Genomic DNA, 14,549 nt, shown 5'->3' on the forward strand with positions numbered 1-14,549 from the left:
CGGGTAACCCAGACCCAAGAAGCTTGGGCTGGTGTGAGTTTGAAAAGGGGATTACCCAGAAAGGCACCCCTGATCTTGCTCCGGCGCCTGCTGTGGTGCGACTGACCTCAGGGGGATGGGAGAGGTTGTGCGGTTGCTCGGCCCTTGGTCGGATTCGGTGGAAATCACCGCGAGTGGAGGTGGGAAGGCGCGAGGGCTGTTCGCGCTGGAGCAGTGGGGGGTGCGGGTCCCGGAGTGGGTGGTGCTGGGGACGGGGGTCTTCGAAGAGTTCGCGCGGGGCGCGGGGCTGGAAGGGGCCTTGCGGGAGTTCGCGGCCCTGGACGAGGTGGAGGCGGCGGTGGCGCGGGCCGGGGAGCTGCGCGCGGCACTGGCGGCGGCCGAGGTGCCCGAGGGGATTCGGGCGCTGGTCGCGCAGGGGTGGGAGCGGTTGGGGCCGGGTGCGATCGCGGTGCGGTCGTCGATGTCGGCCGAGGACGGGGCGCGGCATTCGTTCGCCGGACAGTTCGACAGCCATCTGAATGTGAGCGGTGTCGAGGCGGTCGTCGAGCGGGTGCGGGACTGCTGGACCTCGGCGTTTTCCGAGCGTGCGGTGCGATATGCGTTCGCGCACGGCATTTCTCGCGGGTTCGCACCGGCGGTGGTGTTGCAGAGATTGATCGTGGCGCGATCAAGTGGCGTGGTGTTCACACGGAATCCGATGACCGGCGCGGACGACGAGCTGGTGATCAGCGCCGTCTACGGGCTCGGGGAGGGGCTCGTCTCGGGCGCTGTCGACGCCGATTCGCTGGTCCTGGACAAGGAATCCGGGGCACTGCTCGATATCACGGTGGGGGACAAGGATATTCGTTTCGACGCCGTGGACGAGGGCGGCTGCGTCACCGTGGAGGTGGCCGAGGAGCTGCGCGGTGCGCGGGTGCTGGCCGATGTCGAGATCGCCGAGTTGGCCGAGCTCGCGCGGACCATCGAGAAGGCGAGCGGCGCGGCGGCGGACATCGAATGGGCGATCGACGAACAGGGCGTTTGGCTGCTGCAGACCCGACCGATCACCACGACCGCGACGGGCCCGCGCTCGTCGGAACTGCGCGGCGCGGGCGAACAGGTCGGCCCCGATGACCTGCGAATTTGGGACAACTCCAACATTATCGAGAGCTTCAGCGGCATCACCTCCCCGCTGACCTTCACCACCGCGGCCGATATCTACGGTCGCGTGTATCGCGGTTACGCGGCGTCGCTGCGGGTACCGCCGGAACAGCTGCGCCAGACCGATGCGTGGACCCCGGTCCTGCTGGGCACGTTCCACGGCCGGGTGTACTACAACCTGCTGCACTGGTATCGCATGGTGGGTATCGCGCCCGGCTACCCGCTCAATCGGCGGGTGCTCGAGGCGGCGTTGGGCGTGGCCGAACCCCTGTCCGACGATCTCGCGAAAACCTTGCGCCCGTTCGAATTCGACAGTTCTGCCGCGCGGTTGCGGTCGCGGGCGGTGACGACGGCGGTCTATATCCGGCGGCTGTTCGGCATCGACGACATGATGGAGGCGTTCACCGCGGAGTTCTATCGCGTCTACGACGAGTACGACACCCTGGACTACGCCACGCTGACCGGCGAGGACGCCTATCGGGCGTACCGGACGGTGGATCGTGACCTGGTCGAGCGGTGGGGTCCGCTCATGGTGCTCGATGCCATCCTGCTGACCACCACCGGCCTGATGTTCCTGCTCACCAAGCTGTTTCTGCCCAAGGCCCCGGAATGGTTCCTCTACGCCGTGGTGGGTCCGGGCGCGGAGGTGGAATCCGCCGAGCCCGCCCGCGCCATGACCGAACTGGCGCGCACCGTCCGGGCCGATGCCGAGCTGACCGAGCTCATCAACTCGACCGCGCCGGAGCAGATCCACGACGCGCTGCGGGCCGCCGGGCGCACCGAATTCCTCGCCGCGCTCGACGACTACCTCGACCGGTACGGCTACCGGAGCCTGGACGAGCTGAAGCTGGAAACGCCCGACCTGCGGGAGAATCCGGCGAATCTGTTCATCATGCTGCGCAGCGCGGTCGGGCGGGTCGGGGACACCGCGACGGCGAACCGATCCGCCGAGGCCGACGCGTATCTCGATGAGCATCTCGGTCACGGGCTGCGGCGGCGGATCTATGAACGGTTGCGCGGCAAGGTGAATCGCTGCGCGGCGCATCGGGAGCGGTTGCGGTTCTGCCGCACCCGGGCCTTCGGCATGGTCAAGCGGATGATTCGCGTCATGGGGCGGGATCTGGTGGCGCGCGGGGTGATCGACGAGTTCGACGACGTGTTCCAGTTGACCGTCGAGGAATTGCGCGGGGCCTATGAAGGTGCGGACACGACGCGACTGCGGGAGGTTGTGGCCGGTCGGAAGTCGTTGCGTGCCAAAGATTCCACGCTCGTCGCACCGGCGCGCTTCCAGACCGTCGGTCCGCGCCTGGGCAATGTGGAATTGGCCGAACAGGGCTGGGTGCCGGTCACCGCGACCGAGGCGGCCGTGCCAGGCACCGTCCTGGCCGGAACACCCTCGGCGGCGGGCATTGTCGAGGGCACCGCGGTGATCGTGGACGAACCCCGTGATGTCGCGGGCGGCATTCTCATCGCCTACCGCACCGACCCGGGCTGGGTGGCGGCCCTGCCGTCGGCGTCGGCGCTGGTCATCGAGCGCGGCAGCCCGCTCACCCACGTCGCCATCGTGGCGCGGGAGCTGGGGGTGCCGACCGTGGTTCAGTTGCCCGATATCACTCGCCAATTGCGCACCGGGATGCGCATTCGCGTCGATGGGGCGGCGGGCACCGTCACCGTCCTGGACGACGCTCACACCCCGTCGACCGATGCGGACACCTCGTCGACCCAAGCGGAGACGGTGTCGCCCGAAGGAGAACTGTGATCGACCCCGTGAATGATGAAGCGGCCGTGCGGCATTGGCTGATCTCGCCGTCCGCGGACACCGGTATTCACCTCGCCGACGAGGCCGACGGGTGGGAATTCCGCAGCTATCGCGACCTCTGCGACCAGGTCTGGGCCATTGCCGCGGTGCTGTGGGACAACGGATTCGGCAGCGGCGATGGCGCGTGCGTCATCATGCCGACCGGATTCCCTTGCGTCTCGGCGTTCTACGCGGTGTGGGCGTGCGGGGGTGTGTTCACGCCGGTCGCGCCGCCCATGTTCGGCGACCTGGAACAGATCGTGGCGCACATCGCGGGCATTCTCGAACAGGCCGCGCCGCGGCTGGTGGTGACCTCGCCGGAATTCGAGACCTTCGTGCGGGCCGCCGCCGTCGCCGCCGGGCGCACCGATGAGCCGCTGGTCATCGACGCCGCCAAGCTGCCCGCCGCGCCCGAGATCCGGGAACTGGCCGAGGTCGCGGAAGTGGCGCTGCTGCAGTTCACCTCGGGCTCCTCGGGTGCACCGCGCGGGGTGCGGGTGAGCTGGCACAATCTCGCCAACAACATCGACATGATCACCCGGCTCATCGATTGGCGGCCGGGCGAATCCATGGTGTCGTGGCTGCCGCTCTACCACGACATGGGATTGGTGGGCGCGTTCCTGCAGGGCGTCACCAACCAGGCCGACCTGTATCTGATGCGGCCCGATCAGTTCGTGCGTGATCCGCTGCGCTGGCTGCGGGCCATGACCCGGGCCGAACACGCGCCCTCACCGTCGTTCGCGCTCGGCTACGTGGCGCACCGGGTGCGACCCGAAGACATCGTCGACCTGGACCTGTCGGGCTGGCGCACCCTTGCCATCGGCTCCGAACCCGTCGAAGTCGCGGACCTGCAATCGTTCACCGACCTGGTCGGGCCGCAGGGGTTTTCGATGGGTGCGTTCACCCTCGCCTACGGTCTCGCCGAAGCGACGCTCATGGTGACCTCGTCGCCGACCCGCCGCCCGATCACCGCGCTGCGCCTGGACAACCCGAATCTGCGCTTCGGAGAACCGGTTCCGGTCCTCGAAGCCGCGATCTTGGACGACACCCACCGTGTCGAGGGCGCGGGTTGGATTACCGGGCTCGGCTTCTCGACTCCGGAATCGACCGTCACCGTCGTCGACGACGAGGGACGCGAACTGCCCGACGGGGTGCTCGGTGAGATGGTCGTCCGCGGTGATTCGGTGGCGCTGGGCTACTCCGGCCCGCCGTCGGCCGCCTCCTCGACCCGCCTCGACAACGGCACCCTGTACTCGGGTGACGCCGGATTCCTGTACAACGGTGAGGTTTTCGTCCTCGGCCGCATGGGCACCAGCATCAAGGTCCGCGGCCGCTCGGTGTTCATGGAGGACATCGAATCCCGCGTAGCCCAGGAAACCGGCCTCACCAAGGGCAAACTGGCGGCCGTCGGCATTGTGGAAGCGGGCCTGCAGGGCGTCGCGCTGTTCGCCGAATCCGCCCCGGGCGACTGGATCTCCGAGGCCCGCGCCCTGATTCGCGGCCATCTCGGACCCGCCCAATCCGTGCACATCATCACCGGGCCGCGCGGGCTCATCCGCCGCACCTCCAGCGGCAAACCGCGCCGCCGCCACATGTGGCAGCTGCTGAAAGATGGCGCGCTCGAAGGCGCGGTCCTCCACGCGGCGACCGCTGTCGACGAACCTGATGTACGCAGTGCCCACACGAGTCTGTCGCTCGAACGGCTGCGGCAATTGCTCGACAGCGCCATGCGTTCGGTGTCCGTACCGACCGACGCCGCGATTCTCTTCGAGGGTTCCCTCGCGGAGGGGTTCGGCAATGCGGGCTCCGATATCGACTTCCTCGTGGTCGCGCCCGGTTCCGACGAGTTGCCGACCCTGCCGACCGTACTGTTCGTCGACGGGCGGCGCGTGGAGGTCCGGACCCGCTCTGTCGCCCAGGTGCGACGCCAGTTGGAGCAGGCCGCAACCGCGCCCGATGAGGATGTGTTGAATCGCTGTCAGCGGTTCCTGCGGGCCACCGTGGTGCGGCCGGGCGCGGTCGACCTCGGGGAACTGCGGGCCGTGCTCGACTACGACACTTTCGCCACGGTGGTGGCGGACTGGTGGACCGCTCGCGCCCGCCACGCGCTGCGCTATGCGGTCGCGCTGCGTGCGTTCGGCGCTCACATCGAGGCGGTGGCCTGGGCCGAAGATGGGCTGGCGCAGGCCATGAAGGGATGGCTGGCTCGCCGGGGCGAGACCTACCTCGAGACCAAGTGGCTGCCGCAGCAGCTGGACCGGGTGGGTTCCGACCCGCTGGTCGACCGCTACCGTGCTCTGACAGAGGCTTCCGACCGCTGGGCGGCATCGCTGGAGTTGGCGGCGGATCTCGGTGTGGAGGGGGTCGAGGACGATCCGCATCAGGTGATCTTTACTCGGCGGCCTGCGGTTACCACGTGGCCGCTTGCTGGGCGGCTGCATGTCTTGCGGTCGGACAGTGAGGTTTTCGTGCTGTCGGATGCAGCGGCGCGGGCTTGGCGGTCGGTGGTGTTCCGACACTCGGTTCGGGATGTGCTCGGGCGGGCCGCGGGGGATATCGGGGCGGAGCTGGCGGAGTTCGTGCGGTTGGGGTTCGTCGGGTTGCAGTGGCGTGGGGGAGAGGTGATCGAGCCTGCCTTGGCGATGTGCAAGGTGGTGGAGCCCTATACGCCGGTTGCCTCCGGGACCTCGCCCGCGCTCGGGTTGACCGGGGCCGTGCGGGATGACGGGATCGCCACGCTGTCACCGTTGTCGGCGGGGCGGTTCATTGGGGCCGGGTTGAATCTGGTGTGGTCCAACGTGGTTCTGGAGAATGCGCGGGAAGACCTGATCGGGGCGATCAAGGACGGACAGGGGGATGTCGCCGACATCGCGGCGCATCGGCTGGTCGCCATGAGCGTGCGGGTTTTGTTGAGCGCGTTCGGGGTTCATCCGCTGCCCGCCGATGTGGACGCCGTCGGCACGGTCACGCGGCTGCTGCCACAGGGGGCTCCGGAGCGGAGCGCGTTGCTCGCCGCGCTGGAATCCGCTGTCGGCGTGCGATTCTCGGCGACGCTGCGAAACGGCGGGGATGCGCTCGACGATCTCTCCACTATCGACACCGTCGTCACCCTGGTGCGCCGCCTGGCCGCCGATGCGGGGCGGGAATTCCCGGCCTCCTTCGATTCGCGGGAGCAGTGGCAGCGCACTCTCACCCTCGGCTACGACTGGCTGCGGCTGGCCGGATATCTGGACGCCTCGCTGCCACTGGACGAGGCCCGGGATCTGCTGGCCAGCGGCGGCCAGCAGCCGCATCTGCGAGAAAGCGAGCAGTCATGAGCACGGACAACGCCGCTGGAAACACGGAAAGCGCTGCGTCGAGCACGGAAGACGCTGTGGCCGAGCGGGTTCGGGAGATCGTCGGCGGCATGGCCCCGCGACCGGCCGCCGAGTTGGGCGATGAGCTGCGGCTGATCGAGGACCTCGGATTCGATTCGCTGCGGCTCATGGAGTTGACCGTGGTGCTCGAGCGCGGGTTCGACCTGCCACGGTATCGGCCCGAGCAGCTCATGGGGGTGCTGCGAGTCGGGCAGGTCATCGACCTGGTAGCTCGCACCCTGGAGGTGAGCGCATGAGTGGACGTGACACCGTCTTGTTGACCGGCGCGAGCGGGCTGGTCGGTGCGGAGGTGGCCGCCCGGCTCGGTGCGGCCGGACGCGCCGTTGCGGCTGTGCTGCACAGCAATTCGGAGATCCGCCGCAACGACGGGACACCGTACGAGCCGGATGTGCGGGTTGCCGGGGATATTCGCCGCCCAGGCTTCGGGTTGGAGCCTGCGACGGCTGCGGAACTCGGTGACCGAGTCGGCCTGATCGTGCATTCCGCGGCCACCACGGCCTTCGACGCCCTGCCCGAGACCTACGATGAGCTCAATGTGCGCGGTGCCGAACATGCCGTCGAGCTGGCGCTGGCGTGGAATGTGCCGCTGGTGCATGTGAGTACCGCCTACGTATGCGGGCTGCGGCACGGCGTCATCGGTGAGGATGAGCTCGACGCCGGTCAGTCTTTCGGGAACGGGTACGAACAAAGCAAACTGCGTGCCGAGCAGCTGGTCCGGAAGGCCGGCGAGCGGGGACTGCGGTGGGCGATCGTGCGGCCGGGGATTGTCACCGGTGCGTTGGCCGACGGCGTGATTCGCGAGCACAAGAACCTCTACACCGTGGTGAAGCTCATGGTCGAGGGCAAATTGCGGACCCTGCCGGGCCGCTACGACGCCACGCTGGCATTGGCTCCGGTCGATCATGTGGCGGACGTGATCGCCGCCGCGGCCACCGAATTCGACAGCGTCGAGGGATCGACCATGCACGCGGTCGGCCGCGACACGCTCTCGCTGCGTGAGGTTTCCGATGTGCTGGCCGAATACCCCTCGTTCGAAGTGGCGACCTTCGTTCCGGAATCCTCCTTCCGCGCAGACGATCTCGACCCGATCGAGCGCGAGTACTACCTGCGCATCGGGGCCCTGTACACCAGCTACTTCCAGCGTCGCCTGAGCTTCGACACCGGCACCGCCGATCGCCTGCTCGACCGGCTGCCGCCGCGCACCGGCAAGGAATACCTGCGGCTGCTGCTGGATCACTGCCTGGAGTCCGGATATCTGGGCGCGCCACTGCCTTCCATCGAGGAGATCCTGGCGCGCACGGGGGCTCTCGGAGGTGCGCGGTCATGACCGACGACGTGTTGCGCACTCTGCTGACGGCGCTCACGCCTTCCAAAGAGAAGGTCGACGCCTATCTCGCCGATACCTACGTGCTGGAAACCGTGGACCAGGCGCAGCGGTTGGGCATCGATGCCGAGCGCTTCTCGTACCAGCACTCGCTGCTGTTGCTGAAGCCCGACGCGATCGTCGCCCGGGCGGTCGAGCCGACACTGGAGTGGTTGGCCGCCAACGAATTCCAGGTGGTGGATGCCCGGCGGGTGGTCGTGGATCGGCATGTGGCGCGGGCACTGTGGTACTTCGCCTGGAATATCGCCTCTCCGGAGCGGCGGCGGCTGGCCGATCTGCTGGTCGGCATCTCCGATGTGCTGGTACTGGTCGTGCGGGGACCGGTCGGGGAGTTGCCGACACCCGTGCGGCTGGCGGAAACCAAGGGCGCGACCGATCCCCGCAAACGGCGGCCCGGCGACCTGCGGTATCTGCTGGGGCGGCACAATTACCTGCTCAATCTGGTGCACTCGCCCGACGATCCGGCCGATGTGCTGCGCGAGCTCGCCATCTACTTCGACGAGAACACCCGCGCCGACGTCTTCGCCCGCGCCCTGGATGGTCACGACCGCAGCGGCGATGCCGCAGCCCTGGGCCGGGCGCTCTACGACGAGACCCCGGCCCGCAGCTTCGAACGCGCCGACGCCGCCGCCCGACTGCGCGACGAATTGGGAACCGCGGCAACGGAATCACCCGAGCACACCGACGCCGACGCGGCCCTGCTGGAGGCGGCGTGGTCGTCCGGACGCGACCTGGACCCGTGGTCGCTCATCGTGCTCGGTTCCTACCTACTACCCATGCGCACCGGGTCCGGATCTCAGACGCTGCGACCCGTGGGCGCGACCGATTGGCTGGAGGCAAGACCGTGACCACCACACAGCCCATACGAACCACACAATCGGTGACACCCGCTGCCGTGCGGCCGGGTGTGCGCGCCAGCCACGTGCGCACCATTCCGCGGTCGCTCGCGCACCGGCACGCGGTCTCGGAGGTGTTCGTCACCTCCCTGGAGGCCGAGGCCACCGACATGTTCGTGGTCGGTGCCCAATTGCCGCGTATGCACGGCCATTACGGTGATCACGCCGGGGTGCTGGGGCGGCATCATGATCTGATCGCGGTCATGGAGGCGGCGCGGCAGGCGTCCATCGCGGTGACGCACGAGTTCTACGATGTGCCCACCGACCGGGCATTTCTGGTGCGCACCTTCAATGGCAGTGGAATCGACAGTGCCGCTTGGGAAATCGGTGCCGCGCCCGCCGATCTGGAGATGCGGGTGCGTGCCCTGCGCAAGCACCATCGGGGGGAAACGCTCGAGGGGCTCGATCTGGTTCTGGAGATCTCCAGCCGGGGTGTCATCATGGGCACCGTCGACGGCTCGTTCTCCTGGGTCGATCCGCGGCAGTGGGCCGCCATTCGCGCCGGGTATCGGAAACACTTGGGGCTCGGGCCATTCGAGACGGCCGCGTCGGCCGGACCTCGCGCGGCGGCGGCGCTCGTCGGCCGTGAGAACCCGCGCAATGTGGTGATCGGCGTCCCGGAAGCCACCGAGTTCCGGGCGCGAGCCGCGGTGGTCGCCGACACCACCCACCCGATCCTGTTCGACCACCAACTCGACCATGTGCCCGGGAATCTGCTCATCGAGGCGTGCCGCCAGACCGCGCTCACCACCATGGGCCCTGAGCTACCCCGATTGATCAGCGTGACAAGCGCCTTCGACCAGTTCGTCGAGCTCGACCTGCCCGCCGTCTGTGTCGCCGAACGCACCGACTCCGGCGTCGAGGCCACGGTCGTGCACTGCGAGATCCGCCAGGCCGGCGGCGTCGCCGCCCGCATCGACCTCGAATTCGAGCAGCCCGCAGCGGCTGCGGAGGACATCCGCCGATGACCCTCGACCTGCTGACCACCACCCGCGCCGCCCGCAAACGCCTGGACCTGCACCGCCCGGTCGCCGACCAGGACATCCGGGAATGTCTGGACGTCGCCGTCCATGCCCCCAGCGGCTCCAACCGGCAGCCCTGGCGCTTCGTGGTGGTCCGCGACCCGGCCCGCAAGTCCCAAATCGGCGAATACTACCGAAAAGCCTTCGCCGCCAACCTCTCCGGCCGCATCCCTCGCCCCGACCAACTCGCCGACCTGTCCTCGGGCCAATACCTCGCCGACCACCTCGCCGAAGTCCCCGCCCTGATCCTGGTCTGCACCCTGGGTCGCCCACCCGCGGACTCCTCTCCACTGCGGCTCGCCAGCTTCTACGGCTCCATCTACCCGGCGGTCTGGAACCTCCAATTGGCCTTGCGGGCAAAAGGTCTCGGTTCGACCCTGACGACTGCTCATCTGGCCTACGAACGCGAGATAGCCGACCTGCTCGCCATCCCGTTCGACGAGGTCACCCAGGTGGCAATGCTGCCGGTCGCCCACCTCCTCCCCGGCTCCGACAAGCCGATCCGCCGCACCCCCGCGGCAGAACTCACCGGCTGGGACGGCTGGCCCACCTCCGACCGTGCTGTGGAGGCCCAAGGAGGTTCACAGCGGTGACGGAACTCGCCGACATGCCCCTCCGCCCAAGCTTTCTCACCTCGGTCGGCCGGATCGCCAAGTTCACCCAGGTGATGTACAAGCCGCACTACCTGCTGTACGGCATCCTCTGGGTCTTCGCCCTCGAAGGCACCGCCGCCCTCCTGACCAACCCGGCTGTCGGCTGGCACCCCACCGGCGCAACCGCCGCCCGCATCGCCATCGTCGCGATCGTCCTCCTCTACCTCCGCATGGTGGACGAACAAAAAGATCTCGACTACGACCGCATCCACAACCCGGACCGCCCCTTGGTAACCGGCGCGGTCACCGCCACCGAACTCCGCGCCGCCATGGCGACAATCGCCCTGATCTCGATCGCGGGAAGCCTGGCCCTCTCCCTCCGCTCGGCCATCGCCATCACCGCCGTCCTCGCCTACGGCCTGATCCTCTGGGGTCTCGAACAACTTTCGTCCACGGTACGCACCAACATCCTCCTCAACCTGGTCGTCACCTACCCGGTCCAACTCCTGGTCACCGCCTACGTCGTGCTGTCCGCCATCGACACCGGCGAGGCCGCCGCACGTGGTCGAGTCGCCTGGGTCGCAATAGTTTTCGCAGGCGCATTCCTCCAGTTCGAATTCGCCCGCAAAACCTCCCACACCCCCCACCCCGGCGAAATGTACTACTCCAACGCCCTGGGCGGCCCCGGCAGCGCGACCGCATCATCGGCGTGCGCGGTCCTGGCGGCATTGTGCGAAATCACCCTCGCCAAGCCATGGAACTGGCACGGCCCCGCCACGATCATCGGCTGGATCCCCCTGGCCCTCACCCTGATTCCCCTAATCGGCACCTACCGCTTCCTCCGCTCGAAGCCCGCCGACTACCCCCTCCTCCCCGCCGTCCTCTTCATCCTCACCCTGTACCTGACCCTCATCGCCCAGGCCGCGGTGGCGACCGGCACCTAACCCAGACCGGACTCGCTGATCGAGGGCTTATCGGTCATTGATCGGAGACTGTCATCCTCGTCCAAACGCCGTGCCTGGGCGATGAGATTTCCAATGGTGGGACGAGGGTCGGGAAGTGGATAAAAAGACGGTAGCCGTGGCCGGTTTCCTTTGCTGCGCCGCGGTTCTTGCGGGATGCGGGGACGGTAGCGGGAGCACACCTGCCGGCCAGTCCGCATATTGCCGTGCTGTGCACGAGATAAACAGTCAGAAGGGCGAATCGGACGTCACATCCGACGACGCCGATATGCACAAGCTAGCGGCCCTGGCACCCGCGGCAATCAAGGACGACTGGCAATGCATGATCGATCCAGCCTCCACCTCGGACGACTTCGGCCGAGCCGCAATCCGAGTATCGGACTACAACAAGAAGACCTGCGGCGAGTAAACCCCCGCTCCAAGCCACATTCTAGAGTTGCGCCTTGTGAAGATCGAACGCAACCCGCGAGAAGTTCACGCACCGCTGGCCGCCTATACGCACCAAATCGAGATCGGCCCCGGCGGTCGCTGGCTGATGCTGTCCGGCCAGATCGGCATGCGCCCCGACGGCTCGGTCCCCGACGCGGCGGCGGACCAAATCGCCGTAGCGCTCGAAAACATCCGACACAACCTCGCGGCCGCGAACATGACCGTCACAGATATCGTGAAGCTGACCGTCTACCTGGTCGGCGAAATAGACAGCGACACACGCCGCACGGCATTGGCCAACTTCCTCGGCCCCCACACTCCCTGCATGACCCTCATGTATGTCAACGCCCTGGCTTCCCCAGCCTTGCGAGTCGAAATCGACGCCACCGCCTGGTCCTCCACCTAGCCCGCCCTGGCCGAGATCAGGGAGCTGTCAGTGTGGAGATTTGTCGGAGCCGACGGTCAACCACGGATGCTCTAGCAGCGCGGCCCACGCCTGCTCCCAAGGGAAGCCGGGCGGATTCTCTGACTCGTCGGTGGGTGAATGCTGTTGCGCCGTAACCATCGTGACTCCCCATTTGGACAGATTGGTGATGGCATTGTCGATGGCGGGAAAGCTCCGCAACGCTGAGTTCGCGGAGGGGACCGCCACGACCGGCATGCGTTTGCCGACCGCTTCCACCAGCAGACCGAGCGGCAGTGTGTCGGAGATGCCGGCCGCCCACTTGGCCAACGAATTCGAGGTGATCGGCGCGACGATCATCGCGTCCGCGGGAGGGAAGAGATCGGGGGTGCCGGGGTCTTTGTATCGGCTGCGTACAGGGTGCCCGGTCTTGGTCTCCAAGGCCTGGGCGTCGATGAACCGGCTGCCCTCGGGGGAGGCGATCAGGCACACGTCCCACCCGTCGGCCTGGGCGAGATCCACGAGCTTGCCGATATCGCGGGCGGGGGGTGCCCCGGTGACGATGGCATAGAGGACGGGTGCGCCGTGATCGTTCATAGCTCCCTATAGGTCACGCGGCTAGTGGAATCGACTGTCACAGTGGGGAACCGAGCCAGCTGGCGAATCCCATGAACCGAGCCTAGATCGAACCCGGGCCCCGCTCCAGCGCTATCACCAGCCTGAGCTGTCCCTTTCCTGTCCCTTCACGGGTTTGCCCGCCGCGAACCTCATACATGCCAGCGACTACAGGAGGGGATATGAGGACACAGCCGACAGCCATCGGATGGATGGACCCCGACGTGTCCGGGGTTGCGGCGCAATGGGATCAAGCCCAGCTGGTGAGGCTCGCCCGACGCGTCGGCTACGTACTGATCTGGCCGCCTGAACACACAGCCGTCTCCTTCGTCGACCAGGTACGAGAAGCCGATGTCGACGCGGTCCTGGTGCCCTCGGCCAAGCACCTGGACGCGCTCACCTTGGACCGGCTTGTGCACCTGGCCGATGTGGAAGCAGCCACCCCGCGCGAAACCTTCGCCCGCTACCTCGGAGGACTGCACGGATGTCCTGCCTGAGCCCGCTGACTCTCCCAGACCTCGCCGATCGCGGCCGACTCCTGTGGGTAGCCAAGGGAAGCCGGTTCACCTAGTGGTCTCGCCCGAATAGAGCACGTCGTTCCCTACGGCAGTTACTTGATGCGGTGTTCATCGTGGGGGTTGGAGGTCGATGCGTAGGGCGATGTTTCGACCGTGGACGCTGGTGACCGTGACGTCGGCGGTTGTGGAGTGCGTACCGTCGTTCACGGTGCAGATCACGGTCGCACCGACTTGGCCGCGAAGATCGGGGCAGGAGACCATTAGCGTGGGTGGGTGGCCGTACTTGTCGGTGTAGGCGGTCGAAACACGTTCGGTGACAGCCTTACTGGAGACATGAAGGACGCGGTTGTTGTTGGCGTTGTGTGCGCTGAGGGTGACCGAGCCTATGTAGTAGAGCACTCCGAGGGCGAGGAAGATGATCAGCAGTACTCGGGCGGCTGTGGAGAGCATTAGGGGGCGTGTGGGGCTGGCGGGCGGGGGTGCGAATTCGGGTGTGGGGGTGCGGTCGCCGAAGGTGCCGAAGGGGTAGGTGGGGGTCACCATTCCGAAGTAGGCGTAGGTGCGCAATTGGGTTCGCAGCAGAGCCGCGCTCGCCTGGAAGACCGGGCGGGGCGAATAGCCGAGGATGAGGGTGATCAGCCATAGGAATACCGCCAGCACAGCCCAACCGATGGACAGTAGGCCGGTCAGCAGCAGCATGGGGAATGCCAGCGGGAACCGGAAAAGTACGGCGAGTCGGTTCAATCGGGTCGGCGGGGGGAAGTAGACACGAATCGGGTATTCGACCGCGGGATCCATGGAGAAGGGCGGGTACTGGTCCACGAGCAACAACAGGTATCCGTAGACCCGCGCCGTGTACGGCATGCAGGCGCGGAGGATTTCACCGCACCACTGCGGCAACCGTCCCAGCGCGAGCGCGGCGAACCAGCCCAAAAACATCGCGACCTCGATCGCGATCGCCAATGCCCAGATCACGATCAACTGCGGGATCGCCAACAGCAGCCGCAGCAGCACCGTCCAGCGCCGTTGGCGCTGCGGCGGGAAGACATCCAACTCGACTGGCAGCTCCGGCGGCGCGGGTGGCGGCGCGAATTCAGCCCCGGATGCGAACCCTGCTGTCATGTGCTGCACCAACTTTCGGGAAGCCCGTGTGGGATGGCACGATCAGTAGTTGATGCCGACGAGTTGTTCGCCGTTCGGGCAGGCCGCGCCCGGCATCATCGTCGATCCGTGTGGCGGGACCGTGGCCTGAACCTCGGTGAAGGGCCCCACCCCGGGACACACGACCGAGCCGGTGACCTGCAGCGGCTCATCGGTGTCGTTCCAACACATGGTCCCGGCACACTGAACACCAGGTGGGATCGACGCCGACGCGACCGTCGGCGCGAAGACTGCAACAATCGCGAGCATCA

At 67.1% G+C, this 14,549-nt stretch carries 14 protein-coding genes; 11 read left to right on the forward strand and 3 right to left on the reverse strand.

What is annotated here, in order from left to right:
- Positions 1-115: 115 nt before the first annotated feature.
- The 10 genes from VMT65_RS23075 to VMT65_RS23120 all read left to right on the forward strand — a co-directional run bounded on the left by VMT65_RS23075 (position 116) and on the right by VMT65_RS23120 (position 12,007).
- Positions 116-2,899, forward strand: a complete 2,784-nt coding sequence (locus VMT65_RS23075; RefSeq protein ID WP_326310450.1) for a phosphoenolpyruvate synthase — start codon at positions 116-118, stop codon at positions 2,897-2,899.
- The gene (locus tag VMT65_RS23080) at positions 2,896-6,255 is read left to right on the forward strand and encodes an AMP-binding protein (protein ID WP_326310451.1); all 3,360 of its coding nucleotides are present in this window, start codon (positions 2,896-2,898) and stop codon (positions 6,253-6,255) included. Before VMT65_RS23075 ends, VMT65_RS23080 begins: the two co-directional genes overlap by 4 nt.
- A 56-nt stretch (positions 6,256-6,311) precedes the next feature.
- A complete protein-coding gene (locus tag VMT65_RS23085; RefSeq protein ID WP_326310452.1) occupies positions 6,312-6,551 on the forward strand; it encodes an acyl carrier protein in 240 nt (79 codons plus the stop codon).
- Entirely contained in the window at positions 6,548-7,642 is a 1,095-nt protein-coding gene (locus tag VMT65_RS23090) for an SDR family oxidoreductase (RefSeq protein ID WP_326310453.1), read from the forward strand. Before VMT65_RS23085 ends, VMT65_RS23090 begins: the two co-directional genes overlap by 4 nt.
- Entirely contained in the window at positions 7,639-8,547 is a 909-nt protein-coding gene (locus VMT65_RS23095) for a nucleoside-diphosphate kinase (RefSeq protein ID WP_326310454.1), read from the forward strand. Before VMT65_RS23090 ends, VMT65_RS23095 begins: the two co-directional genes overlap by 4 nt.
- A gap of 32 nt (positions 8,548-8,579) precedes the next feature.
- Positions 8,580-9,563: a ScbA/BarX family gamma-butyrolactone biosynthesis protein gene (locus VMT65_RS23100; RefSeq protein ID WP_326310455.1), complete on the forward strand. Its 984-nt coding sequence runs from the start codon at positions 8,580-8,582 to the stop codon at positions 9,561-9,563.
- Positions 9,560-10,210 carry a nitroreductase family protein gene (locus VMT65_RS23105; protein ID WP_326310456.1) on the forward strand — a complete coding sequence of 217 codons (651 nt, stop codon included), beginning with the start codon at positions 9,560-9,562 and terminating at the stop codon, positions 10,208-10,210. Before VMT65_RS23100 ends, VMT65_RS23105 begins: the two co-directional genes overlap by 4 nt.
- Positions 10,207-11,154 carry a hypothetical protein gene (locus VMT65_RS23110; protein WP_326310457.1) on the forward strand — a complete coding sequence of 316 codons (948 nt, stop codon included), beginning with the start codon at positions 10,207-10,209 and terminating at the stop codon, positions 11,152-11,154. Before VMT65_RS23105 ends, VMT65_RS23110 begins: the two co-directional genes overlap by 4 nt.
- Before the next feature lie 286 nt (positions 11,155-11,440).
- The gene (locus VMT65_RS23115; protein ID WP_326310458.1) at positions 11,441-11,581 is read left to right on the forward strand and encodes a hypothetical protein; all 141 of its coding nucleotides are present in this window, start codon (positions 11,441-11,443) and stop codon (positions 11,579-11,581) included.
- Between the two features lie 36 nt (positions 11,582-11,617).
- Positions 11,618-12,007, forward strand: coding sequence for a RidA family protein (locus VMT65_RS23120; protein ID WP_326310459.1), 390 nt, complete (start codon positions 11,618-11,620; stop codon positions 12,005-12,007).
- Positions 12,008-12,034: 27 nt separating this feature from the next.
- Here VMT65_RS23120 and VMT65_RS23125 read toward each other — a convergent pair whose 3' ends face one another.
- A complete protein-coding gene (locus VMT65_RS23125; protein WP_326310461.1) occupies positions 12,035-12,601 on the reverse strand; it encodes a flavoprotein in 567 nt (188 codons plus the stop codon).
- A gap of 200 nt (positions 12,602-12,801) precedes the next feature.
- Between VMT65_RS23125 and VMT65_RS23130 the strand changes: the two genes are divergently transcribed.
- Entirely contained in the window at positions 12,802-13,116 is a 315-nt protein-coding gene (locus tag VMT65_RS23130) for a hypothetical protein (RefSeq protein ID WP_326310462.1), read from the forward strand.
- A gap of 129 nt (positions 13,117-13,245) precedes the next feature.
- Here VMT65_RS23130 and VMT65_RS23135 read toward each other — a convergent pair whose 3' ends face one another.
- Positions 13,246-14,259, reverse strand: coding sequence for a DUF4389 domain-containing protein (locus VMT65_RS23135; protein ID WP_326310463.1), 1,014 nt, complete (start codon positions 14,257-14,259; stop codon positions 13,246-13,248).
- 42 nt (positions 14,260-14,301) lie between these two features.
- Positions 14,302-14,469 (reverse strand): hypothetical protein, encoded by a 168-nt coding sequence (locus tag VMT65_RS23140; protein WP_326310464.1) that lies wholly within the window; start codon positions 14,467-14,469, stop codon positions 14,302-14,304.
- Positions 14,470-14,549 lie beyond the last annotated feature (80 nt).

This window comes from Nocardia sp. CDC153, from assembly GCF_035818515.1.
GTDB lineage: Bacteria > Actinomycetota > Actinomycetes > Mycobacteriales > Mycobacteriaceae > Nocardia.

What these genes read in the sequence shown, in the direction of transcription:
- VMT65_RS23075 (WP_326310450.1), top strand. Translation starts at nt 116, where the DNA reads ATGGGAGAGGTTGTGCGGTTGCTCGGCCCTTGGTCGGATTCGGTGGAA.
- VMT65_RS23090 (WP_326310453.1), top strand. Translation starts at nt 6,548, where the DNA reads ATGAGTGGACGTGACACCGTCTTGTTGACCGGCGCGAGCGGGCTGGTC.
- VMT65_RS23095 (WP_326310454.1), top strand. Translation starts at nt 7,639, where the DNA reads ATGACCGACGACGTGTTGCGCACTCTGCTGACGGCGCTCACGCCTTCC.
- VMT65_RS23105 (WP_326310456.1), top strand. Translation starts at nt 9,560, where the DNA reads ATGACCCTCGACCTGCTGACCACCACCCGCGCCGCCCGCAAACGCCTG.
- VMT65_RS23115 (WP_326310458.1), top strand. Translation starts at nt 11,441, where the DNA reads ATGCACAAGCTAGCGGCCCTGGCACCCGCGGCAATCAAGGACGACTGG.
- VMT65_RS23125 (WP_326310461.1), bottom strand. Translation starts at nt 12,601, where the DNA reads ATGAACGATCACGGCGCACCCGTCCTCTATGCCATCGTCACCGGGGCA.
- VMT65_RS23130 (WP_326310462.1), top strand. Translation starts at nt 12,802, where the DNA reads ATGAGGACACAGCCGACAGCCATCGGATGGATGGACCCCGACGTGTCC.
- VMT65_RS23135 (WP_326310463.1), bottom strand. Translation starts at nt 14,259, where the DNA reads ATGACAGCAGGGTTCGCATCCGGGGCTGAATTCGCGCCGCCACCCGCG.
- VMT65_RS23140 (WP_326310464.1), bottom strand. Translation starts at nt 14,469, where the DNA reads ATGTGTTGGAACGACACCGATGAGCCGCTGCAGGTCACCGGCTCGGTC.